Below are 21,740 nucleotides of genomic sequence, written 5' to 3' on the forward strand. Positions count from 1 at the left end.
CTACGCACCCAGGCGCTAGGCCTGGCGGCGGGCAGTGTTGCGGAACAGGGGAGAGGCGGCGCCCGCGGGGTTGTCTGCGCTCGCCGCCTGCGGTTGGAACAGCAGCAGCGCCCGGGCGCCACCCTGTGGGAGGTTCGCGAGGTCGATGCTGCCGGCGTGGAGCGTAACGATGTTGCGGGTGACCGACAATCCCAGCCCGGTCCCTTCGCCCTGGCGCTTGGTGGTGAAATAGGGGTCGAACAGGCGTCCCAAGTCCTTGGGCTCAATGCCGGGGCCGGTGTCCTCGATGGCGATGCGGATCAGCCGGTCGCCGGGCAGGAACCCGGCGTCGGCGGCGTGGGGTCCGATCTGGTCCGCGGCAACGCTGGCGCAGTCGCTGCGGATGACAAGCGTGCCGTCGCGCTCCATCGCGTGCATCGCGTTCATGAACAGGTTCAGGAACACCTGCTGGAGCTTGTCCGTGTCGAAGGGCCGCTCGGGGATATCGCCGGCGAGATTGGTCAGCACATCGATGTTGCGTTGGGTCAGCTCGTGACGCACCAGTTGGAGGCTTTGCGCAATGGCATCGTTGATGGCGCAGGGCTTTAGGTCCAGCCCGCGCTCGCGGGAAAAGTCGAGCAGCCCGCGCACAACGGTATCGGCCCGCGACAGCGCGTGCTGCATGTCCTGCAAGACCTCGCGGGAGATCTCATCGAAGGCCGTGACCTGCTCCAGGTAGTCGAGTCCGAGCTGGACGATGGCGAGCGGGTTCTTGACCTCGTGCGCGACGCCGGCGGCGAGCCGGCCGACGGATTCGAGCTTCGCTGCCTGCACCAACTGCATCTGCGCCACGCGCAGCTCGCGATGGGAGCGTGTCAGCTCGTCGTTGGTGCGATTGAGCGTGGCCTCGACGCGCCGGCGCTCGCTGAGATCGCGCAGCACCAGCACCACGCCGGCCGGGTAGGCGGGGTCGGACACGGGCGCGGCACGCAGCTCCACCGGAATGCTGCTGCCGTCGCCGCGCGGCAGCTCCAGCTCGTCCATGCTCGCCTCGCGCTGTTCCACGAGCACCCGGGCGGCGGTCTCGCGCAGCCGGGCGGGCTCCCAGTCGCCGAGCTCGCGCGTCAGGATGCGCTGCGCATCAAGGCCGAGGATGCGCTCCGCGGCGGGGTTCACGAAGCTGACGCGCCCCTCGGCATCGAGGCCGACGACGCCCTCGACCATGGAGTTCAGGATGCGGTCGCGCACCAGCTCCAGTTGGCGGTTGCGTTGCGCGAGCTCGCGCTCCAGGCGCAGGATCTTACAGTGCGCGTCGACGCGCGCCGCCACCTCGTCGGGGTGAAAGGGCTTGGTCACGTAGTCGACGGCGCCGAGCTCGAGGCCGTGGATCTTGTCCGTCGCGTCGTCCAGCGCGGACAGAAAGATCACGGCGATGTCCGCCGTCTCGCAGTCCGCCTTCAGTCGCCCGCAGACCTCGAAGCCGTCCATGTCGGGCATCATGATGTCGAGCAACATCAGGTCGGGGTGCGCGCGCCGGGCGATGTCCAGCGCCTGCGCCCCGCCATTGGCCACCAGCAGGCGGTAGTCGCGGCCGTTCAGACTCTCGTAGAGCACGCGGAGGTTCGCCGGGATGTCGTCCACGAGCAGGATGCATGGGGGCACGCGCTCGCCCGGGCTGCTCGGTGGGGCATGCGCCGGGTGGGTGATGGGTGTTCCTGGAGCTTCGCTCATGCCGATGGTCCGAGCCTCGGGGGAGTGAATCGGGCCGGTGCCGTCGAACCGTTGGCCGCGCCTGCGGCCATTGTCCCTGTGTTCGGCCCGTGTGTCAGCCGCTCATGGATGCCGGCCGCAGCCGCGCGGCTTGCTAGAATCGCGGTCTTGCGGCCCCTGCGGCCAAATCATTCCATGAAATAAGGGATCGCCTGGTGAAGATCGACGAGCTGATGGACGAGAGCGGTGTCAAATTCGGCACCAGCGGCGCACGCGGGCGGGTCGTGGACATGACCGATCGCGTCTGCTGCGCCTACACGTTGGGCTTCCTGCAACATCTGCGCGCCGCGGGCGTGCTGAAAGCAGGCGGCGACGTCGGCATCGCCGGCGACTATCGCCCGAGCAGCCCCCGCATCATGGCCGCCTGCGCGGCGGCAGTGACGGCCATGGGCTGTCGGCCACGCAACTTCGGCAGGATTCCGGCGCCGGCGCTCGCGGCCTTCGGCATCGCAGAGGGCATGCCGACGCTGATGGTGACCGGCTCGCACATCCCGGACGATCGCAACGGTATCAAGTTCAACCTGCCCACGGGCGAGATTCTGAAGGACGACGAGGCCGCAATCCGTGCGCAGGTCGTGGATCTCGCCGTCGTCGATCTCGCCGCCGACGGCAGCTTGGCGACGCCGGCGCCGCTGCCGCCGGAGGAGCGCGCCGCCTACGAGGCCTATGTCGCCCGTTACCTCGGGTTCTTTCCGGCCGATGCGCTGGCGGGCGTGCGGGTGGGGCTGTACGAGCATTCGAGTGTCGCCCGGGATGCCTTCCATGACGTGCTGACGGGGCTCGGTGCGGAGGTCACTCGGCTCGGCTATTCCGAGCACTTCGTTCCCGTGGATACCGAGGCGATTCGCCCGGAGGACGTGGCGCTCGCCGAGGGCTGGGCGGCGGACGGCCGTTTCGATGCGCTCGTCTCTGCCGATGGCGACGGCGACCGCCCGCTGGTGGCCGACGGCTCCGGGCGTTGGCTGCGCGGCGACATCGCCGGCATTCTGTGTGCGCGGGAGCTCGGCGCCGTCGGCGTCGTGACGCCCGTCAGCTCCAACACCGCGCTGGAGCGCTCGGGCTGGTTCGACGCCGTGCTGCGCACGCGCATCGGCTCGCCGTACGTCATCGCCGGCATGCAGTCGCTGCGGGCGCGGGGCATCATGCCCGTGGTGGGCTACGAGGCCAACGGTGGTTTTCTGCTCGAGACCGACATCCTGCGCGATGGCCGCCGGCTCAGCGCCTTGCCGACCCGGGATGCGGTGATCGTTGCCGTGACGATTCTCGCCACCGCGCGCCGGCACGCGGTGCCGGTGGCAGAGCTCACCGGCGAGCTGCCGCCGCGGTTCACCGACAGCGACCGCATCAAGGATTTTCCGACCGAGCTGAGCCAGGCACGGCTCGCCGCCTTCGCCACCGGCGATGCGGCAGCGGACCGGGCTGCGGTCGCCCGGGTGTTCGCGCCCGTGTTTGGCCCCGTGGCAGAGGTGGACCACACCGACGGCGTGCGCATCACCTTCGCGAGCGGCGAGGTGGCGCACCTGCGCCCATCGGGCAATGCCCCGGAGCTGCGCGCCTACACCGAGGCCGGCACGGCCGAGCGCGCCCGCGAGATGAACCGCATCTGCATCGGCATGCTCGAGGGCTGGCGCGCATGAGGCTCAGCGTTGGTGAACCAAGGGCCGAGGGCCGAGGCGGGCTCCCTTTGCCCTTTGCCCTCGGCGCTTTTGCCTGCTAGCGCCGTGGCGTCGGGAAACTTGACTCATCTGCAAACAGCCGGCGCCGCCAAGCAATCTAGGATGACGCAGCGAATTCTAGTCGTCGACGACGATGCCGCCGTGCGCGAGGCGTTCCGGCTCGCCCTCGACGGCCTGCCCTACGAAGTGATCGAAGCCGAGGACGGCGAGCGCGGCGTAGCGCTGGCCGCGACGCTGCCCTTCGATCTTGTATTCCTCGATCTGCGGATGCCCGGTATTGACGGGGTGGAGACGCTCCGGCGCCTCCGCGCCGTGCAGCCGGCGCCGCCGGTCTACATCGTGACGGCCTATCGGCGGGATTATTTCGATGCCCTGGTGACGGCGCGCGGCGACGGCCTCGCCTTCGAGCTGCTGCGCAAGCCCCTGGAGCGCGCCCAGATCATTGCCATTACCCAGGCCGCGCTCGCGCACCCGGAACCTCCCGGCGACGCGGCCTGAGCACCGGCTGTCCACGGCGGCGCGCGATCCGGCCGCGAGCCCGCCCATCACCACCGGCCCGGCGCTGCCGCCGGTGCCGGGGGGCGCCGCAGTCCGGTGAAATCGCCGTAATGGTGTGCGCGCAGCTCCAGGCGCCGCAGCGCCTGCTGCGACAGTTGGCACTCGAAGCGCGCGAGCCGCGCCTCCGCGGCGCCCGCGCTGGTGGCGGCCGTAAGGCACAAGCGGTTCAGGTGAATGCATCGGCGCACCCGGGCGGCGACGCGATGGGGCGCCAGCGCCTCGATGCAGACGGGCCGGCTGGCATGGATGCCCATAGGGAAGCCGCCAGCGGCCGCCACCACCACGAGGTCGGTCGCGGCGGCCCGCGGTGCGCCCTCGCCGCACAACATCTCGATACTGATCACGGGCACCAGCTCGCCCCGCAGATCAAAGGCCCCGAGCACCCAGGGCTCCGTCTGCTCCAGCGCCGTGAGCCGGGGCAGGGCCAGGCAGGTGTCGATGCCATCCGGGATCACGGCCGCGATACCGCCCGTGGTCTGCATGAGGACGCAACAGCGCCGATGCATGCTCATCTGCCTCATCCGCTGCAAGACCGCGAGCGCGCCGCGGGATCGGGCTTCGCGCGGCAATACCCGCTCGGTTCCGGCGCGCTTGTGGCCCGCCGGGGCTAGATGCCTAAAGCCTAGTCCATCTGCGGGATGTCGATGACGCAGGGCATTGCGACGCGCGGCACGACCCTGCCGCCGCGGATGTGGTGCGCGGCGGATTCAATCCGCAAGATCGCCCGCGCGCAGCAACGGCTGCATCGCGCGGAGCATGCTCGCGAAAACGTGCGGGTTCTCTGCTTCCTCGGCGGCGAGCAGGCGCTTGATGCGCTCGCGCTCCGTGGGCATGTCGAAGCAGGCGGGGCAACTGTCCGGCACCACCGGCAGGTCTGCCGCCGCGGCGAAGGCGGCGGTCTGGCGCTCGCGGGCGTACACCAGCGGCCGGATGATGCGCAGATCCCCGGCGTCATTGCGGTAGTGGGCCTTCATGGTGCGGAGCTGGCCGCCGCGAAACAGCGACATCAGCAGGCTCTCGGCGAGGTCGTCCAGGTGCTGCGCCAGCGCGAGCACATTGCAGCCGTGCTCGCGGCAGAGCCGGTACATGATGCCGCGCTTCATGCGCGCGCAGTAGGCGCAGTAGGAGTCACCGTCCATGCGCGTCTTGGCCTCTTCCATGATGGGCTGCGCCTCCAGGAACCAGCGCACGCCGAGCGCTTGCATGTGACCGGCAAGCCGTGCCGGCTCGAAGCCCGGCACCTGCGGGTCCACGGTGACGGCGGCGAGCTCGAAGCGTACCGGCGCGTAGGTCTGCAGATGCCTGAGGATCGCGAGCAGCGACAGCGAATCCTTGCCGCCCGACACGCCGAGCAGGATGCGGTCGCCGTCGCGGATCATGTCGTGCTCGACGATGGCGCGGCCGACGGCCCGCAGCAGCGACTTCGGCGGTTTCGGCTGCGGCGAGGTTTGCGCGCCGACGGCGTCCGCAGCACGGGCGGGGTTGCGTGTCTCCATGCGCGGGAGTGTAGCGGGCGTGCCCGCGAAGGGGGAGATGGGATGCGCGATGCTGGACTCCGCAGTCCGCGAAGCCCGACGCCGGGGACGGACTCGTGCACGATCTAGCGAGGCAGAGCCTCAGACCGACCAGGGCACGGAGCGTCGTCTTGCGCAGCCCGCTTGTTAGCGCAAGTGAACCGAAGGGCCGAGGGGGCTTCCGCGGCCCTGAGCCCTCGGCCCTTTTGTTTGCCCGCACAAGCAAAGGCCGGCTTGGAGCCGGCCTTGTCCCGGGGGGAAGCGCCCCGGGCGCGCACGCCCTGGATGAGGGCGGGTTGGTCTCACTGGCGTGAGGTCTGTGTTAGTTCAGAGCCTAGTAGAGATTCTCGGCTTTGCACTGATCCTGCGCGGTTTCCGCCGACAAACCGACGAGCGGTAGCCGAGCCTTGGCGCTCACCGTCAATCCGCTCAAGCAGGGCCGTCAATCAGATTGAGCTGTTGCGTCTTGTGCGCGCATCCGCGCGCGCGGCAGCGAACGGGAATCGATGAACGGCAACGGACCAGCACTCGCGGCTGGCGCTTAGCACCAGGCAGGACGGTCCGCCGTACGTGCGCTCGCGACCGGCGGCGCCCGGGTTCAGCACCCAGGGCTCGGCGTCCTGGTCCAGCACCAGCCGATGGCTGTGGCCGTAGACGATGGCGCGGGCGTCAGGAAAGCGGCGGCGCAGCCTCAGGTGCCGGTCCTTCGCCGGCATGCGATGGCCGTGCAAAACGACGAGGCGCCCGCCCGGCAGCTCCTCCGACCATTGCTGCGGCAGACTCGCGAGCAGGTGCTGCTCCCCCGCCGGCCACTTGTGCGGCACGTCGTTGTTGCCGAGCACGGCGGCGACCCGCCCGGAGCGCGGCGTCAGCGCCGCCAGCACGCCGGCGCTGCCGATGTCGCCACCGTGTACAGCGATGTCGCAATCGGCCACGATGTCGGCGATGCGCGGGTCGAGCCGGCCATGGGTGTCCGAAAGGATCGCGACCCGGAGCTCGACAGCGCCCATGTCGCCGTCACGCACCCGGCATGGTCAGGACGAGCTTGCCGCGCATGCCGCCCGCCTCCAGCCGCATGTGCGCGTCGGCGGCGTGGGCGAGCGGATAGGTGTCCGCGACGTCGATGGTGAGCTTGCCGGTGTCGAAGAGCTCCCCGCAGCGGCGCAGGATCTCGCCCTGATGGGCCAGCGCATCGGGCAGGCCCTTCAGTTGCGGGGTCAGCATCAGCGTGAACGAGATGCGGAGGTTTCTGTTGCGCGCCTCCTTTAGGTCCACCGGGCCGGGGTCCAGGATGGTCACGAGGTCCCCGTACACCGCCATCACCTCGATACTGCGGGCGAAGACCTCGGGTCCGACGGTGTCGAAGCAGACGTCCACGCCGCGGCCCTCGGTCCAGTCCGCGATGGCCCCGCGCAGGTCCTCCTGCCGATAGTCGATGGCGAACTCGGCGCCGAGCACATGCACGAAGTCCGCCTTGTCCGCGCTGCTCACGGTGGTGGCGACGCGGGCGCCGGCGCGCTTGGCGAGCTGGATGGCCACGTGGCCGACGCCGCCGGCGCCGCCATGGATCAGCACGGTCTGCTCGGGCTGGATGCGGGCGCGGTCGTGGAGCGCCTCCCAGGCCGTGATGAGCACCAGCGGCGCCGCCGCGGCCTCGACGAAGCTCAGGGAGTCTGGCTTCGGTTGCGCAATGGCCTCATCCACGACGGCATACTCGGCATAGCTGCCATGCGGCCCGCCGAGCCCGCCGTGGCAGTACCAGACCGCATCACCGGGCCGAAAGCGCGTCACCGCATCGCCGACCGCCTCGACGGTGCCGGCGCCGTCGCAGCCGAGCACGGCCGTCAGCGTCTCCGGCAACAGCGGGCCTTTGCTGCGGATCTTGGTGTCCACGGGGTTGATGCCGGCGGCATGCAGCCGCACCAGGACGTCCGTCGGACCGCGCAGCGCCGGGCGTTCCAGCTCCGTCTCGGTGAGCACGTCGGGGCCGCCGGGCCGGCGCATCAGGATTGCCTTCATCGCTGTCTCCGTTTGAAGTTTGAAGGGCTTTGAAGTGTGAAGGGTGAAGGGTCAAGTTTGAAGCTTGGAATTATGAGCATTGGCGCTTCGGTGCCCGGGCGGGGGGCGGGGCGCTCGGAGAAGGCTTGAGGAGCGGCGCGAGCCTTGGCGGCATGCTGCTGGCAGGGCCGGGGACGGAAGAGAGGGCAGGGCATCCTGACTGGGGTCGCGCGGACGGGGCCTCCCGGGTAACGCCGGCGGAGGGTCCTTGACCACTGCCGTGGCTGAAATCAGCCGCGCTGCTTGGGGGGAGGGCGAGGGGATGTTACACGCGATCTCAGCGCTGCGTGATCCGTCGGCACTGTGCGATGACAACCTGTTCGATGCGTTGCAGCGCTGGATAGGCGCCGTAGTCTGCGTCGAATGCCTCGCGCACCTGGCCGAGCCTCTTCAGCAGGGCAGCCGCGCTCTGTTGGACCAGATGACGCAGAAATTGCGGTCGCACGTCACATTGCCTGGCAAGCGTCTCCCAGTGGCTGGGGGCGACCAGGCTGGGATTGCGCTCGCCGCCGACCTCGAAGGCGAGATGGACATCAATGCGCGCGATGGCGCGGGTGCAGACGAGATCATAGAGCGGCGCCAGGCGAGTCGTGCCATCGCCAAGGTGCAACAGGGCGAGGTTCTTGGCGTGACCGTCCGAGTTGCCCGCCAGCACGTTGAAGACCTGCCAGCGCAGCAGGTGTTGTGTGTCGATGGCCGGCTCGCTGGAGGCGTCCTGCACCAAGCGGAAACACTGGGCGAAGGACGGTCCGCCGTGTTCCTGGTATTTGTTCTCATGTCCGTAACCGAGGGCTTGGCAGAAATCCTCCTGATGGAGCCGCCGCGGTTCGCCTTGGTCATCCTGCACACGGTCGTAGCGGGCGATTTGCGCATAACGGGTCCGGCCGATCGAGCGCAGGGTGATGTCCACCACCGGCAAGCCGATGGCGGCCGCGAGCCGGGTGGTGAAGGTCTCATAGGCGGGCAGATGACGGTAGTCCGCCAGCTCGAACTTCAGGATATGGCTGGAGGGTGCTTCACCTTGCGACAGGAAGTACCGATCATCGCGCACCAGAACCGGGCATTTGTCCTGTGCGCCGGCGAGCGACAGCCGCGGACGCTCCTCCGCCGGCCAGGCCGCATCGATCCGACCGCGCCGCGCTGCCAGGTTGGCCAGGTCCATTTCCGTCAGTGGACGGTACTGCCGCTGGGCTGACAGCCGCCGGTCCAGGGGCAGGATCGATAGGGCGCCGGCGCATTCGCCACCGATGGCGCGCAGCAGGTCGAAATCCGTATTCGGCAGCTTGAGGTCGCGGACGATGTGTTCGCGCACCGCCGCCTCGGGCAACAGGTTGGCAAAGAAGTGATGGCTGATCCCTGCCTCCGGCGCGAATTCGCCAGCCGCCAGCGGCAGGGAGCGTGACACGGCAAAGCCGCCGCCAGCGATCCATGCCCGATCGTAGCGAAAGCCGATGGTCCCGGTGGGATTGCGCCAGAGCTGACCAACGAGCTGCTGCTCGTGCCAGAGATTTAGGCTATCTGGCTGGCTCACGGGGCTGCGTCATCGGTGTTGCCGGGACGGCCGCTCGGCACCGATCGCCCGCGCGGCTGGATGATGACATCCAGCCCCAGGGTGCGCAGCGCCTTTAGGACCTTGCCGATCTCGGCCGTCTCTTTGCCGCGCTCGAGCTCCGACAGAAAGCGCGTGCTCAGGTTGCCGAGCCCGGAGACCGTCTCCAGCGTCAGGCGCCGCTGCCTGCGATGGGCGCGCGCCAGGCGGCCGATCTCTTCGGCGGTCTGAACCGCGCCGTAAGGGATGTTGTGCTCCGTCATGGCCTTGTATCCAAGAAGCTACCGTACGGTAAAAAACTAGCAGCTTGAATGGTTGATGGCTACAAAAAGTACCGTACGTGCAAAAATGCAAGTGAAAACGGGGCAAGCTCCGCGGCTGCTACCCATCAACCCCGCGAGCGTGGGAATCCAACTGACCGCATGACCCTTCCGGCGTCGCGACCGGGACGAAGCCCTGCGCTGCACCGTCTCCCGCGGCAGGATTTCGACGTTGTGACCGTGGTGCTGTCTCGGGACTACGGCAAACCCAGGCCGGCGTTGGTCATCCAGTCGAACCTGTTCGATACGCATCCCTCGGTGACCGTGCTGCCGCTCACCACCGATTTGCGTCCCACCCCGCTTTTTCGAATCGACATCACGCCAACGCAGCAGAACGGGCTCCGGGCACCCTCCCAGGTCATGGTCGACAAGGCCCAATCACTTTGCTCGCGCGGGTCGCGTAGCCAGGGCCTCCAGCCCTGGCTCGGTCCGGCCAGGATGGCCTGACGACGCCATCGGCGCGCCCGCGTCGCGCGACTTAATGGTCAAGGCCGGCCGAGCTTCCCGAACCCCCGGCTGCAACCGGCAATGCGCGCCGGCTGGGCCGGCTCAGCCGGGGTAGAAGTCGGGATTGGTCACCTGCTCCGGTGCGTACGGGCAGGCGGCGGGGAAGGCGCTCTCGGGGAGGTTCGTCTCCTTCACGGCCAGCAGGCGGGCGAGCCGATAGGCCTTCGTCACCTGCTCCGGCAGCGTCGGGCGCAGGCTCGGGTTGTCGTCGAGCAGGTCTTCCAGCGACAAACGCTGCTCCTTGATCGTGGCGTTCCAGCTTGGAGAGCGGCGCTCCGGCTGGCACTGCCACGTGAGCAGGTGCGAGAGCAGCACCTTGAGCCGGCTGGTCAGCTCGCGTCGTTCTCTGCTCCCCATGCTTTCCAGCTCCTCCACCAGATGCTCGACATCCAGCGCGGCAAACTGCCTTTCGCGCAGCAGCTCGGCCTGTTCGCGGCTCCATGCATGGAAGTCCCGGTCGTAGTTGGTCATAGACATAACAGGGCCTCTTGCACGTCGCGTCCAGTCTATGCCGAAAAGCCTGCGCGGTGATGCAGCGAGCGCCTCGGCGAATGCGGCCCGCGGCTTGAGCGCAGGCGGCCTAGGGCGCCGGGCCGAGCAGCTCCTCGATGCCGTCGATGTCCAGTACCGCGTCCAGCCAGGCGTCGAGCTGCGACAGCTCGGCGGCTGAGATACGCGCCGACGCCCGGTCGGGCAAGGGGCCGAAGCGGTGGCGCAGGAGGCGCTCCAGGGAGTCGGCCTTGCCGTCGGCCATGCCTTCGGCCTTGCCCTCGGCTATGCCCTCGGCCTTGCCCTTGCTCTCGCCTCGGCCAAAGATGATCTTGTAGGCGCGGGTCTCTTCCAGCGGGGTGAGCTGATGCAGCATCAGTTGCAGGGAAAAGGGCCGAGGGCCGAGGGCCAAGGGAGCCATCCTCGGCCCTCGGCCCTCGGCCCTCGGCCCTTGGCCCTTGGTTCACCTAAGCGACGACCGGATTGCGGAAGAAAGCGCTCCGCGCTTTGGTCGGACTGAGGCTCTGCCTCGCTCGTGTGGTGATGCCCGTCGGGTGCGGGGGCTCGTCGCCCTCGTGCAGAAAGACCAAGATGCCGACGATCTCGCCGCCGCCGAGCTCCTCGCCGATCAGACCGACCTTGGTCATCAGGTTGTACCAGGCCGTATCTTTGGGCTGGGCTTGGAATTCGACGACGTAGCTTGAGCCGGGATTGCCCGCGTCGGGCTCGCAGACGCCATCCGCTCGGCGCTCGATGGCCTTGAAGGTGATGGAGCGGAACCGGTACGGACCCGACAGCCGCAGCCCCCGGTCAGGATGCGGAACGCCTCGGCGCCCTTGCGCAGGTTCGTTCGCAGGTAAGTGTAGATGGCTTGGTCGGTCTTCATGGGCCAGGTCCGTCGGAGGTTGCCATGGCGATTGTAAGCGCCGACGGCGGGCGATGGCCCTCTGACGCCTTGGCGGAGATCTTCCGCCCGCCGCGTCTGCTCTTGGTCGAGGCCCGCTCGCGACACCGCTCCAGCGGTGCCGCGCCTCCAAGGGCGCTCTGCGCCCCGGTGCCGTGAGCGGGAGGGCATGCTGATTTGCGCCGCGTGGATGTGGGTCTACCGGTCAAAAGGGCTCTGACCCCTTTTCCGGACCCCTTTTCCGACCCCAAAAGGGCTCTGACCCCTTTTCCAGCAGAAGCACCGATGAACACCAGGGCGACCAACTACGACCTGGAAGAACTGATCAAGGCCTGGGGTGCTCGTGGTCTCTCCTGGCTTATCCGCTTTATTCGTGGTCCGTCCCCGGTTTTCACGTCCCCGGTTTTCACGCGTCCCCGGTTTTCACGACTTGGGGTGATCTGCCCCAAGACCCCGACCAACGCGAGCGGCCTTGGATGCGCATGTTTCGCTCACTGGTTACTTTGCCGACGCCATGAGCGCACGGCGTTGGCGGTGTCGGCCACAGGCTCTGCATCACGCCAACGATCCCAGAAATCGACCGTCGCGCTGTTCGGCTTGAATCGCGGCTCCGACACGACAACCCTAGTCGGAAGCAGGCTAGCATCGCCAACCACCAGGGCCTCACCGATGTCGAGGACCGGCAAGAGATCACCGAAACCGCCGAGACTGTCAGGCAGCAACCGCTTGATGACGGATTGATCGTCACCGTTTGTCAGCCGCATCGCAATAACGTTGTTACATTGGCTGAGAACGGTGCGGTTGACCTCGGAAGGCCTTTGACTGATTACCACCAGCCCGACCCCGTATTTTCGCCCCTCCTTGGCGATACGCTCGAAAATCCCAACCGATATCTCATCAGCTGATGCCGATGATGCACGCTCTGGGATATACAAGTGCGCCTCATCGCAAAACAATGCGATGGGGTGACGGTTGTCCGGCGGCGTCCACTGACTAACGGTGAAAATGAGACGAGCGATCAAGCTGACCATAAGCGGCAGAATATCAGACGGCACTTCCGAGAAATTGATGATCTTGATTCCGCCCTTGCCGTCTTCTTGCGCCCCGCGCCCGTCGATCAGGAAATGCGTGACCTCCGACAGCCAAGCCATCTCCATGCACGCCGCTGGCGGCTGAAATATGAACCCGAGACGGCGGTCATTTCGTTTGGCGTCAAATCGGGCGATCAAGCGGCTCAGCTTGTCGAAGTACGGCCCCTGTTTCTCGCTGCGCGCACCCTGAACCATTTCCTGGTTCAGTCTCGCAAGCTCCGCATGAACATTCTCGATATTGAACGGCACCGGGCTATCAATGGTGAAGTTCGCCAGAATATCGGCGTGTTGTGCCGGATCGAGCATCGCTCGCTTCGCATCGGTGATGCAGCGCGTCATCAGCATGGCCTGGTTCGGGGCATTCTGATCGGACCGATCAACAAACAATGCGACCAAAGCCTCGTAGCCGAGAAGCCAGAACGGAAGGTGTAGAACACCATTGGCCAGTCCGCGATCCTGTCCAATGTCCCCCGGCCCGGCAATCCGCAGATGCCGGAACTCATCGCTATCCAGGGTCTGATACTCGCCATGGATATCAAACAAAATGACGTTTGCTTGCGGAAGTTCGGCAATCTGATCCAGAAGCCGCGCGGTCGTGTATGATTTGCCGCTGCCCGTGCTACCAACCACGATGGCATGACGCTGGAACAGACGGTTGCCGTTCAAAAACGCCCGTGCATCCTCATCCAGCGCGTAGCGGCCAAGATCGAGCTGCGGGCCATCGCCCGAAACCTGCGAAATGACCTGCATAAAGTTAGTCAGGCGCTGACCTTCCAGGGAAAAGCAATCCGCATCGATTTCGGGCACAGTCTCTAGGGTACGCTTGAAGACGTTCTCTTTCAGCCCTTCCTTGTCTACGAGCGTTCCAATCAGAGCGACCCGCACAAGGTTGTTCTCGGGAAGCGCGGCTTCCGGGTCTTCCTCAGTTCCGTCTATGGTCGCTTCGTCGCCTGCCTTGCGCGTAATGCGCGAGACAATACCTATCAGGTGCTGCCCGGCTTTCGAGCTTCTGATCGCCGTCAGCCGATTGACCTGAATCCGCTTGAGGCGTTCGAGTTCATCGACGCGCACCGTCACTGTGGCAGTATCCACGGCAATGATCTTGCCAAGACTTTCATCATCTTTGAAATCGAGAATGCCCATTTCATCCTCCTAAAACCCAATTAATTCGTTCAACGCAGGCAACTCCCAATACTTGCCGCCATTAAGCACAACGCCGTCAGGGTTATCACGGTTGTAGACTATGGTCCCATCATGGTGGTTTTCGAGCGCGAGGTAGTGACGCCCGGCGTTGTGCTTCAGAAAATCCTTCGCTTCGGGCGTCAGAGTGCGCGCTGCAACCAAGATCGGAGCGTTATGCACACGGCACCGAGTCATCAACTTCGGATGAATATGGCTGTCGCGGAAGCCGTAACCTATACATATGAATGCACTTGCGGCGCTCAATACACGATCGGCTCCCTGAATCGCGCTCCGAAAGGGCTCATCATGCGTTCGCTGATATTTGCTGACGCCGGGCGTGACGATCAGCGGAACCAAGCCATCCGGCAGTTCGCTCGTCATCGGCAGCGACATCACACCCCCGTTTGGGTCTAAAAACCAGTCGAGAGATCCGTGGACCTTCCAGACTGTCACAGTCCGCGCCAGATTCGCTCCCTGTTTGAAAATCAGATTCTCAGCCCCATCGGCGCTTCGTAGATAGCCCGGGAGAAACCCCGTGTTGTGGATGTAGCCGCCAGAGTCGGCGGCATACTCTGCAACACGGTCATAGTTTGTGGTCACGACATGGATGTTACGATTTGTGCTGCGGAATAGTCCCGCGAATAGGGAGCGGAGCGGAAATACGGTTTCCGTTTTGATCGCTGATTTGAGCAAGTTGTAGTCATCCTGAGCAATGAAATCCCAAGTACTGCGGACAATCTTGACAACCAGGGAGTCAGGCAAAGCCTTGTTTTCTAGTGCTGCTTCGAGGTGATCTCCCGACGCCAAGGCGGTCCTGACCAGCGTCCAGGCATCGACTTCCGGTCCGTCGTCGGCCTGCACTTCATCACGAAGCCAAACGGCCAAGTCCCCCATGCCGCGAATGTCATGCGGAATCGATGCACCGCTGCCCAGCACGATCACCGGGTTTTTCTGTGCGCAGCTCTGGCATTGCTTTGCTAGGTCTTCGAGGTCCATTCGTTCCAAAAAGGTCTTTGTAGTCAGATGGATAGGAAATCAAAGCCGCCCCGAGCGTCCAGGTGGGCTCGGGAGAGGACGTTAGCGCGGGCGGGATGTGTGGTCAACACCGAGCAGCGGGGCTGACGGGTGTCGGGGGCGGTGCAGGCGCGCGCGTTGAGGGAGCTGGGGCTTGCAACTGCGGTGCAGCGTGCCGGCGGGAGACGGGTGGGGCTGCACCGTCACTTGCGAGAGACGGTGGCTACCACGCAATGCGCTGATCAAACGCGAAATCGGACTCGCGTTGTTTGGAGGAGGGCCCAGTCCGGCATCGGCTCGGGAGCATCGCCCCAGGCCGGGGGGCCGCGCGCGGGCGTGATCTGATTTCCGACGACAGTTTACCTAATTCACCATCGAGCCAGCCGCGATTGAGTAAAATGTCCGTACGCCGTAACAGGCGGATTAACTTGCGGGTTTGAGTCCCGTCAAAGGAGTTGCTCGTACACCTTTGTAGTGTTGCGGAGCGGCGTCCGGGTGACCGGGGGTCGTAAGTTCCGTAGATACAAAACCGCAGGCCGCAGCGCAAGCGAACCTAGACGTAGCCTCGTGAACTAATCGAAGACGCCGACCGGGTGGACAGTCCGGGAAGGCCGCCGCCGACGGGATCGGAGAACGAGAGCGTCCCGCCGAGTCTTCCGGGGTAGCAGGGGTGGCATGTGGTGGAGGTTGATCGGTCCCAGTGCGGGAGACCCGCTGTGACGGCAGGTGAGAGCTGCCAACGGTGACGTATAAGGCCAGTCCGAAGTCGTCGCCGGTCGCCGCGGGAGTCGGAGGGGTCCATAGTACCGTTCGAGGGCTTGGGACAACATAACCCGGCCCGAGGGAAGGGACCCTGCTTTGTGCACGCAACCAAAGCGCGGAGGATCGGGAGATTGCGACCATGTCGCTAGTAACTCCGAATCAGATCAGGACGTTGCAGAGGAAGCTCTACGCCCAAGGCCAAGCAAGAGCCGGCATTGCGCTTGACCGCAGGCTGGCGCTCGGCGCATGCCTCGGCGTGAAGCACATCGGAAAGCCGTGTGCGGGAGAACCGCTCGCACGGTTTGATGAGGGAGGGCAGGCTACTGTGGCTAGGGTCCGGCTATTGAGGCACCGCCAGACGAAAGGGGCGGCAACAGATAGGCTGGGCCTAAGGGCGCAGGACGCCTGCTTTCTACTCTACCCGAAATCGCGGTGGCTCATCGATCGACTGGCGTGAGAAACGGGTTGACGACGGTCAGGCCGGGGCCGACGACCTGCCCGTGCTGCAAGTCCTCGGAATAGACGGTATCGCAGCCGGCTTCTTGGGCCGCGGCGACGATCAGACTGTCGTAGTACGAGAAGCCGAAACGCTCTGCGACATCGAGCGCGCGCAGGACCGTCGCGGGTGACAACGGATGGAGACGGCAGTCGGCGATGAGCCGCAGGAGGACATCGCGGATCGCCGGGAGCTCGTAGCCGAGCTTGCGGCGCATGACGTTGGCCACCTCCCCTAAGACTTGGGTGGAGATCAGACCGCCGCTGGCCAGCAGTTCCAGTGCCCTGAGCTGCTTGGATTCGTCCTTGCTCAAACTATAAAGGACGACGTTGGAGTCGATGAAGCTACCGGGCATTGGCTTCGTCCCGATCGAAGACAAAGCCGCCGAAATCCTTTCGGTAGGGCGCAAAAAAGGCCATCAAACCGGCCAGCCTGGCGTCGCTGGTGGTCACCGCAGCGGGGCTTGGGTGGCGCGTCTTGAGATAGCCGATGAAGTCCAGAACCTCGGCCTGCAAGGCTTCGGGCAGTTCGCTCGCTTCCCGGGCGATCAGATCGACGGCGTTCATGAGCGGGCTCCGGATATGGAATCGATCGGCGATGGCAACATCACACAGCGGACGGTCAGCGAATACATCGGGCGCCTTGCATCGTCGGTGGCGAGCAAGGTGCGATGTCGTCAAGGTGCGATGTCGTTTCGACCAGGTTTAGAAGGCGTCCGCCAATTCTAGCCGCGATCTAGTCGCGGCAGGTCGGCGATTTTGTCAACCGTGGGCATCGCCTGGGTGTCCGGCGGCCACGAAGACGGGCTTGATCATGACGCCGACCAGGCGCGTGCCCCGTGGGAGCGGCGTCTCCGCCGCGAACCGGCACCCGTCGCGCCGAGGGCGGCGCGCCCGGTGCGGTGGACGGACTCATTGAGGCCCATTCCTGAACAAGCTGATCCGCTCCGGAGCAGATCAGCGTCATGCGCTTGGCCTCCCACCGACTACGGCAGCTCGTCCCGCGCCTCCGGCTCCCGCTCCGGACTCGCGGCGAGCCAGGCATCGAGCTCCGCCAGGTGGCCGCGCTCGCGGCGCTCGCGGAAATACGCCTCGGTCTTCAGCGCCGAGACCTTCTCGGCGATGGCGGTGACAAAGAACTGGTGCATGGACACGTTCTCCTCTTCCGCGACCTTGCGGGCATAGGCGAACAGGGACTCGGGAACACGCAGCGTGATTGGTCATCAGGATTGCCTGCGTCGAGAAACCGCGAGATTGCAGGACGCTCAGGGAGAGGAATCGGGCGGGAACGGCGCCAAAGGCGGCCCGCCGCCCAAGTTTCCCTACCCCGCAAAGATTTGATTGGTAAGGATAAGCGGCTGAAGTTAGCGCCATTCGGGACAGCGCCATTCGGGACAGCGCCATTCGGGACAGCGCCATTCGGGACAGCGCCATTCGGGACAGACCACGTTTGCCTTATCGGCCGAATAGGCTTGGCCTTTGGAAGAGGGGATGTGCCACCAATTCAGTGGTGAGGCATGCGGGCATTTCGCATGGTTTCGTTCACGGCGGCAGGAGCGCCGTCCTCGGCGCGACCGCCGCGAAGCCGCCGCCTGCCACATCGCAGGCGCCTGGTGGGTGTTGTGATGGCGGCGACAGCAGCATGCGGGGCCAGGGCGGTTCTCACCAGTGGACGGAGATCGGATAACGCGCGATCAGCGGATCTGGTGTGACGATGACGGCTTGATTGGCAATCGCCTGGCAGATCAGCATCCGGTCGAAGGGGTCTTGGTGAAGATCGGGCAGCTTGGCGAGCGCAAGGGTATCGATCTCGGTGATCGGCAGCGTGTCGACACCGTTGCGCGAGCGCGCCTCGGGAACGAATTCCGCGGGTGTCAGATCGTGCGGAAGCGGCAAGCGGCCCAGTGCGTGCTTGACGCCGATTTCCCAGACCGAAGCAGCCGAGAGGAGCAGGATATTGCCGCTGTCCTGTAACAGGGTTCGTGCGTTGGCCGAAAGCTTCTGTTCCGCGCTGGCGAGCCACAGGAAGGTGCAAGTGTCGACGATCAGCTTCATGCGCCTGCGTCGGGCGTATTTGGGCGGGCCGGGGAGGCTTGGGGTTGATCCTGGGAGGCGCCGTTGAAGGCGGCGATTAACTCATCCGGCAGCGGATCCCAGAAGCTGTCGGGCAGCGCATAGCCGGTTTGTGTCGGCCCCTGCCCGAGTTTGCGCGGTCCGGCGGTACGCTGCGGAATCGGCGCCAGCTCGACGGCGGGCACGTTGCGGCGTGCGATGACCACGCGTTCGCCGCGTAGCGCAGCCTCGATGCACTCGGAGAGCTTGGCCTTGGCCTCGTGGAGGTTGAGCTGGATCACGACCGGGTTGCCTACTTGGTCAGGTTGTTGGCCGGGAGTCTAGGTGTCCGAGCGTGCGTCGTCAACGAACCTTCTCTGCACGGGCGCGGTGTCACGACTCTACGGAACTGTCATTCCGGAGACGGACACATGACGGCAATTTCTCGGGAGAGCAAGACCACTCCCTCGCTACTGGACGGCCCGGCCGACACCGGTCTGCTGCTGATTTTGGCCCATGGCGCGGGGCAGGGGCCGGATGCGCCGTTCATGGCGGAGATGGCACGGCGGATTGCCGCGGGTGGTGTGCGCGTGGTGCGGCCCTGGTTTCCGTACATGGCCAAGTCCGCCGCCGACGGCCGCCGGCGCCCGCCGGATCGGCTGCCGGTGCTGTGCGCGGCGTTGCGCGAGGTGGTCGCGGCCGAGCGGGGCAGCGGTGCGTGGCTCGTCATCGGCGGCAAGTCCATGGGCGGGCGGGTCGCGGCGACGCTCGCGGACGAGCTCGGCGTGGCGGGGCTCGTCTGTCTGGGCTTTCCGTTTCATCCGCCAGGCAAGCCGGAGCGCACCAGGCTTGATGCCCTCTCGGCGCTCAGCACCCCTACGCTCATCTGCCAGGGCGAGCGGGACCCCTTTGGTCACCGTGCGGAGGTCGCGGGCTATGGGCTCTGCGCCGCGGTGCAGATGGCCTGGATACCGGACGGGGAGCACAGCTTCAAGCCGCGGGTCGCATCGGGGCGCACTTGGGCGCAGAACCTGGACGCCGCGGCGGCGGCGGTGCTCGGCTTCTGTGCCGACCTTGCTTGAGACGCGGCCGGAGGCGCCAGAATGTGCCGCCGCGCACCGCTGTCTGCCCCTGTTTGGCTAAGATTGGATCAGGTACAGCCAAAACGGGAGGCCAGGATGCAGGTCGAACACTGGCACGAAGAGCGCGACGGTCCCCTCACGGAGCGGGCGTTGCGGGACAAGATCGCGAGCCGCGGCTTTTCCGTCAGCCGCTATGTCTATCCGCCCGGCACCTTCTTCCCGGCGCACGATCATGGCGTCGACAAGATCGACGGCGTCGTGTCCGGGCGCCTTCGCCTGACCATGAGCGGCCAGGAGGCGGTGCTGGAGGCAGGCGACCTGCTGCTGGTGCCAAAACACGTGATGCACACGGCGGAGGTGGTCGGCGAGGAGCCGGTGGTGAGCATGGACGGGGTGCGTGTCGGTTGAGTAGCGGATGCTGACCGGGTGCGCGTCCGGTTGCACCGTGGCGCCGTTGCGTGGAATCCTTGGGGTTCGCTCAGCGCTGCGAAGGACTTAAGCCATGCCCGACACCCCCCTCGACATCCTGAACCGCGTCTTCGGCTACGCGAGCTTCCGCGGCGCGCAGCAGCAGATCATCGAGCACGTGTTGGGCGGCGGCGACGCGCTGGTGCTGATGCCCACCGGCGGCGGCAAGTCGCTGTGCTATCAGATTCCGGCGTTGCTGCGCCCCGGCACCGGCATCGTGGTGTCGCCGCTCATCGCGCTGATGCAGGACCAAGTGGACGCGCTGATGCAGCTCGGCGTGCGGGCGGCGTTCTTGAACTCCTCGCTGCTGCCGGGCGCGCAGCAGCGGGTGGAGCAGGCGCTGCTCGACGGCGCGCTCGATCTGCTCTACGTGGCGCCGGAGCGGCTGGTCACGGAGCGCTTCATGGCGTTGCTGGAGCGCGCGCGGCCGGCGCTGTTCGCCATCGACGAGGCGCACTGCGTGTCCCAGTGGGGGCACGACTTCCGGCCCGAGTACATCCAGCTCGACCGCCTGCACCAGCGCTGGCCCGAGATCCCGCGCATCGCACTGACGGCGACCGCCGACGCACCGACCCGCAACGAGATCGTCACGCGCTTGGAGCTGGGCCGGGCGGCGCAGTTCGTCTCCAGCTTCGACCGGCCGAACATCCGCTATCGCATCGTCGAGAAGACCGAGCCGCGCCGGCAGCTCCTGGCCTTTCTGCGCGAGGAGCACCCTGAGGACTGTGGCATCGTCTACTGCCTGTCGCGGCGCAAGGTGGACGACACGGCGGAGGTGCTGCGCGCGCAGGGCTTCGATGCCATCGGCTATCACGCGGGGCTATCGGCGGAGGAGCGCCGAGCGCGGCAGACCAGGTTCATCCAAGGCGAGAAGGTCATTGTCGTTGCGACCATCGCCTTCGGCATGGGCATCGACAAGCCGGACGTGCGCTTTGTCGCGCACCTGGACCTGCCCAAGAGCATCGAGGCCTACTACCAGGAGACGGGCCGCGCCGGCCGCGACGGCCTGCCGGCGGATGCCTGGCTCTGCTACGGGCTCGGCGATGTCGTGACGCTGCGCCAGTTCATCGACAAAGGCGAGGCGGAGGAGCGCTTCAAGCGCGTCGAGCACCACAAGCTCGACGCCCTGATCGGCCTGTGCGAGACCACCGAGTGCCGCCGCCGCATCCTGCTCACCTACTTCGGCGAGCGCCAGCCCGAGCCCTGCGGCAACTGCGACACCTGCCTGACGCCGGTGGCCACCTGGGACGCCAGCGTCGCCGCGCAAAAGGCGCTGTCGTGCATCTTTCGCACCGGGCAGAAGTTCGGCGCCGTGCACCTCACCGACGTGCTGCTCGGCAAGGACAACGCCCGCATCAAGCGCTTCCGCCATGAGCAGGTGAGCACCTACGGCATCGGCAAGGAGCTGGATGCGAACCAGTGGAAGTCCGTGTTTCGACAGCTCGTCGCGGCCGGCTATGCGGCGGTGGACGTGGAAGGCCACGGCGGGCTCAAGCTCACGGAGCAGGCGCGCCCGGTGCTGCGCGGCGAGCAGCCGGTGCGCCTGCGCCGCGACCCGGAGCGCCAGGCAAAGCAGCCCCGCGGCGAGCGCCCGGCGGCGCTCCGGCCCACGGACCCCGAGGCGTTGGCGCTGTGGGAGCGCCTGCGCGCACGTCGGCGCGAGCTTGCCGCCGCGCAGAACGTGCCGCCCTACGTCATCTTCGGCGACGCGACGCTCGCCGAGATGGTCACGTACCGGCCGCGCAACAGCGGCGAATTCGGCGCGCTCACCGGCGTCGGCGTGAAGAAGCTCGAACAGTACGCGGAGGTCTTCCTCGCCGAGCTGGCCGCCCATGCGGCCGAGCACGGCAGGCCGGCGGCGGTCCCGCCGCTGCCGGTGCGCGGCGGCCAGGGCCTGCCGCCGCCGGCGTCGGCCGTGCCGCACGACGACGGCCTCGGCGACTCGCTGCTCGCGACGCTCGCACTGCTGCGCCAGGGGCTCAAGGTGCCCGAGATCGCCGCGCGCCGGCGCATGGCCGAGAGCACCGTCTGGACCCACGTCGCCCAGTGCATCGAGGCCGGCGGAGCGGACCTAGACGCCGTGCTCGACCTGGCCCCCGCGGACCTGAAATGCATCCGCGACGCGCTCAATCAGCTCGCCGACGCCCCCGGCATGCCGCTCAAGCCCGTGTTCGAGGCGCTGGAAGGGCGCTATTCGTATCCCGTGCTCCGCTGCGTGCGTGCCGCGGAGATGCGCGCGGCGGAGGGCTGACGGCTGACGAATCGTCCCG

23 protein-coding genes and 1 pseudogene are annotated in these 21,740 nt (G+C 66.4%); 6 read left to right on the plus strand and 18 right to left on the minus strand.

Annotation, left to right across the window (positions count from 1 at the left end; all coding sequences use genetic code 11):
* Positions 1 to 15: 15 nt before the first annotated feature.
* Both ML01_RS09715 and ML01_RS31305 read right to left on the minus strand, forming a co-directional pair.
* Positions 16 to 1,308: a nitrogen regulation protein NR(II) gene (locus ML01_RS09715; protein ID WP_371258202.1), complete on the minus strand. Its 1,293-nt coding sequence runs from the start codon at positions 1,306 to 1,308 to the stop codon at positions 16 to 18.
* Positions 1,290 to 1,710: pseudogene (locus ML01_RS31305) on the minus strand (response regulator); the annotation flags it as partial. The gene ML01_RS09715 and the pseudogene ML01_RS31305, both read right to left, overlap by 19 nt.
* A gap of 194 nt (positions 1,711 to 1,904) precedes the next feature.
* On the opposite strand from ML01_RS31305, the gene ML01_RS09720 reads away from it, so the two are divergent.
* Together ML01_RS09720 and ML01_RS09725 are read left to right on the plus strand one after the other, a co-directional pair.
* Positions 1,905 to 3,386 (plus strand): phosphomannomutase, encoded by a 1,482-nt coding sequence (locus tag ML01_RS09720; RefSeq protein WP_058555201.1) that lies wholly within the window; start codon positions 1,905 to 1,907, stop codon positions 3,384 to 3,386.
* 141 nt (positions 3,387 to 3,527) lie between these two features.
* The gene (locus ML01_RS09725) at positions 3,528 to 3,923 is read left to right on the plus strand and encodes a response regulator (protein WP_058555202.1); all 396 of its coding nucleotides are present in this window, start codon (positions 3,528 to 3,530) and stop codon (positions 3,921 to 3,923) included.
* A 47-nt stretch (positions 3,924 to 3,970) separates the two neighbouring features.
* Here ML01_RS09725 and ML01_RS09730 read toward each other — a convergent pair whose 3' ends face one another.
* From ML01_RS09730 to ML01_RS09755, 6 genes are all read right to left on the minus strand, one after another.
* A complete protein-coding gene (locus ML01_RS09730; protein WP_058555203.1) occupies positions 3,971 to 4,495 on the minus strand; it encodes a chemotaxis protein CheW in 525 nt (174 codons plus the stop codon).
* Between the two features lie 195 nt (positions 4,496 to 4,690).
* Positions 4,691 to 5,479, minus strand: coding sequence for an ATP-binding protein (locus tag ML01_RS09735; protein ID WP_058555204.1), 789 nt, complete (start codon positions 5,477 to 5,479; stop codon positions 4,691 to 4,693).
* 464 nt (positions 5,480 to 5,943) lie between these two features.
* On the minus strand, positions 5,944 to 6,507 hold the full coding sequence (locus ML01_RS09740) for a metallophosphoesterase (RefSeq protein ID WP_058555205.1): 564 nt from the start codon (positions 6,505 to 6,507) through the stop codon (positions 5,944 to 5,946).
* A gap of 7 nt (positions 6,508 to 6,514) precedes the next feature.
* The gene (locus ML01_RS09745; protein ID WP_058555206.1) at positions 6,515 to 7,516 is read right to left on the minus strand and encodes a zinc-dependent alcohol dehydrogenase family protein; all 1,002 of its coding nucleotides are present in this window, start codon (positions 7,514 to 7,516) and stop codon (positions 6,515 to 6,517) included.
* Positions 7,517 to 7,832: 316 nt separating this feature from the next.
* Positions 7,833 to 9,086 (minus strand): type II toxin-antitoxin system HipA family toxin, encoded by a 1,254-nt coding sequence (locus ML01_RS09750; protein ID WP_058555207.1) that lies wholly within the window; start codon positions 9,084 to 9,086, stop codon positions 7,833 to 7,835.
* A complete protein-coding gene (locus ML01_RS09755) occupies positions 9,083 to 9,367 on the minus strand; it encodes a helix-turn-helix domain-containing protein (protein ID WP_058555208.1) in 285 nt (94 codons plus the stop codon). Before ML01_RS09755 ends, ML01_RS09750 begins: the two co-directional genes overlap by 4 nt.
* A 231-nt stretch (positions 9,368 to 9,598) precedes the next feature.
* Here ML01_RS09755 and ML01_RS09760 point away from each other — a divergent pair, with 231 nt between their 5' ends.
* A complete protein-coding gene (locus ML01_RS09760; protein ID WP_254045199.1) occupies positions 9,599 to 9,871 on the plus strand; it encodes a type II toxin-antitoxin system PemK/MazF family toxin in 273 nt (90 codons plus the stop codon).
* A 102-nt stretch (positions 9,872 to 9,973) separates the two neighbouring features.
* On the opposite strand, the gene ML01_RS09765 is transcribed toward ML01_RS09760, so the two are convergent.
* The 10 genes from ML01_RS09765 to ML01_RS09810 form a co-directional block, all read right to left on the minus strand.
* Complete coding sequence (locus ML01_RS09765) at positions 9,974 to 10,408, minus strand: DUF29 domain-containing protein (RefSeq protein WP_058555210.1); 435 nt, start codon at positions 10,406 to 10,408, stop codon at positions 9,974 to 9,976.
* 103 nt (positions 10,409 to 10,511) lie between these two features.
* Positions 10,512 to 10,832: a DUF4351 domain-containing protein gene (locus ML01_RS09770; protein WP_162267990.1), complete on the minus strand. Its 321-nt coding sequence runs from the start codon at positions 10,830 to 10,832 to the stop codon at positions 10,512 to 10,514.
* Positions 10,833 to 10,887: 55 nt separating this feature from the next.
* A complete protein-coding gene (locus tag ML01_RS27085; RefSeq protein ID WP_082674124.1) occupies positions 10,888 to 11,457 on the minus strand; it encodes a DUF2887 domain-containing protein in 570 nt (189 codons plus the stop codon).
* 358 nt (positions 11,458 to 11,815) lie between these two features.
* Entirely contained in the window at positions 11,816 to 13,558 is a 1,743-nt protein-coding gene (locus ML01_RS09780; protein WP_058555213.1) for an ATP-binding protein, read from the minus strand.
* Positions 13,559 to 13,567: 9 nt separating this feature from the next.
* Positions 13,568 to 14,593 (minus strand): SIR2 family protein, encoded by a 1,026-nt coding sequence (locus tag ML01_RS09785; RefSeq protein ID WP_058555214.1) that lies wholly within the window; start codon positions 14,591 to 14,593, stop codon positions 13,568 to 13,570.
* A gap of 1,217 nt (positions 14,594 to 15,810) precedes the next feature.
* On the minus strand, positions 15,811 to 16,224 hold the full coding sequence (locus tag ML01_RS09790) for a PIN domain-containing protein (RefSeq protein WP_058555215.1): 414 nt from the start codon (positions 16,222 to 16,224) through the stop codon (positions 15,811 to 15,813).
* The gene (locus tag ML01_RS09795) at positions 16,214 to 16,435 is read right to left on the minus strand and encodes a DUF2281 domain-containing protein (RefSeq protein ID WP_058555216.1); all 222 of its coding nucleotides are present in this window, start codon (positions 16,433 to 16,435) and stop codon (positions 16,214 to 16,216) included. The genes ML01_RS09790 and ML01_RS09795 overlap by 11 nt, the downstream gene beginning before the upstream one ends.
* Positions 16,436 to 16,854: 419 nt before the next feature.
* Positions 16,855 to 17,016 (minus strand): hypothetical protein, encoded by a 162-nt coding sequence (locus tag ML01_RS09800; RefSeq protein ID WP_254045200.1) that lies wholly within the window; start codon positions 17,014 to 17,016, stop codon positions 16,855 to 16,857.
* Positions 17,017 to 17,530: 514 nt separating this feature from the next.
* The gene (locus ML01_RS09805; RefSeq protein WP_058555218.1) at positions 17,531 to 17,923 is read right to left on the minus strand and encodes a type II toxin-antitoxin system VapC family toxin; all 393 of its coding nucleotides are present in this window, start codon (positions 17,921 to 17,923) and stop codon (positions 17,531 to 17,533) included.
* Positions 17,920 to 18,222 carry a type II toxin-antitoxin system Phd/YefM family antitoxin gene (locus ML01_RS09810; RefSeq protein ID WP_082674125.1) on the minus strand — a complete coding sequence of 101 codons (303 nt, stop codon included), beginning with the start codon at positions 18,220 to 18,222 and terminating at the stop codon, positions 17,920 to 17,922. The genes ML01_RS09805 and ML01_RS09810 overlap by 4 nt, the downstream gene beginning before the upstream one ends.
* A gap of 129 nt (positions 18,223 to 18,351) precedes the next feature.
* Here ML01_RS09810 and ML01_RS09815 point away from each other — a divergent pair, with 129 nt between their 5' ends.
* The 3 genes from ML01_RS09815 to recQ all read left to right on the plus strand — a co-directional run bounded on the left by ML01_RS09815 (position 18,352) and on the right by recQ (position 21,721).
* Positions 18,352 to 19,002: an alpha/beta family hydrolase gene (locus ML01_RS09815; RefSeq protein ID WP_058555219.1), complete on the plus strand. Its 651-nt coding sequence runs from the start codon at positions 18,352 to 18,354 to the stop codon at positions 19,000 to 19,002.
* Between the two features lie 96 nt (positions 19,003 to 19,098).
* Entirely contained in the window at positions 19,099 to 19,410 is a 312-nt protein-coding gene (locus ML01_RS09820; RefSeq protein ID WP_058555220.1) for a cupin domain-containing protein, read from the plus strand.
* Between the two features lie 94 nt (positions 19,411 to 19,504).
* A complete protein-coding gene (recQ, locus tag ML01_RS09825) occupies positions 19,505 to 21,721 on the plus strand; it encodes a DNA helicase RecQ (protein ID WP_058555221.1) in 2,217 nt (738 codons plus the stop codon).
* The last annotated feature ends 19 nt before the right edge of the window (positions 21,722 to 21,740 follow it).

Origin of the sequence: Thiohalocapsa sp. ML1 (assembly GCF_001469165.1) — a bacterium.
Lineage (GTDB): Bacteria > Pseudomonadota > Gammaproteobacteria > Chromatiales > Chromatiaceae > Thiohalocapsa.

Coding starts and splice junctions, on each gene's coding strand:
- ML01_RS09780 (WP_058555213.1), bottom strand. CDS start 13,558: ATGGGCATTCTCGATTTCAAAGATGATGAAAGTCTTGGCAAGATCATT.
- recQ (WP_058555221.1), top strand. CDS start 19,505: ATGCCCGACACCCCCCTCGACATCCTGAACCGCGTCTTCGGCTACGCG.
- ML01_RS09820 (WP_058555220.1), top strand. CDS start 19,099: ATGCAGGTCGAACACTGGCACGAAGAGCGCGACGGTCCCCTCACGGAG.
- ML01_RS09790 (WP_058555215.1), bottom strand. CDS start 16,224: ATGCCCGGTAGCTTCATCGACTCCAACGTCGTCCTTTATAGTTTGAGC.
- ML01_RS09765 (WP_058555210.1), bottom strand. CDS start 10,408: ATGTCTATGACCAACTACGACCGGGACTTCCATGCATGGAGCCGCGAA.
- ML01_RS09755 (WP_058555208.1), bottom strand. CDS start 9,367: ATGACGGAGCACAACATCCCTTACGGCGCGGTTCAGACCGCCGAAGAG.
- ML01_RS09740 (WP_058555205.1), bottom strand. CDS start 6,507: ATGGGCGCTGTCGAGCTCCGGGTCGCGATCCTTTCGGACACCCATGGC.
- ML01_RS09785 (WP_058555214.1), bottom strand. CDS start 14,593: ATGGACCTCGAAGACCTAGCAAAGCAATGCCAGAGCTGCGCACAGAAA.
- ML01_RS09800 (WP_254045200.1), bottom strand. CDS start 17,016: ATGCACCAGTTCTTTGTCACCGCCATCGCCGAGAAGGTCTCGGCGCTG.
- ML01_RS09730 (WP_058555203.1), bottom strand. CDS start 4,495: ATGAGCATGCATCGGCGCTGTTGCGTCCTCATGCAGACCACGGGCGGT.
- ML01_RS09815 (WP_058555219.1), top strand. CDS start 18,352: ATGACGGCAATTTCTCGGGAGAGCAAGACCACTCCCTCGCTACTGGAC.
- ML01_RS09745 (WP_058555206.1), bottom strand. CDS start 7,516: ATGAAGGCAATCCTGATGCGCCGGCCCGGCGGCCCCGACGTGCTCACC.
- ML01_RS09805 (WP_058555218.1), bottom strand. CDS start 17,923: ATGAAGCTGATCGTCGACACTTGCACCTTCCTGTGGCTCGCCAGCGCG.
- ML01_RS09725 (WP_058555202.1), top strand. CDS start 3,528: ATGACGCAGCGAATTCTAGTCGTCGACGACGATGCCGCCGTGCGCGAG.
- ML01_RS09795 (WP_058555216.1), bottom strand. CDS start 16,435: ATGAACGCCGTCGATCTGATCGCCCGGGAAGCGAGCGAACTGCCCGAA.
- ML01_RS09735 (WP_058555204.1), bottom strand. CDS start 5,479: ATGGAGACACGCAACCCCGCCCGTGCTGCGGACGCCGTCGGCGCGCAA.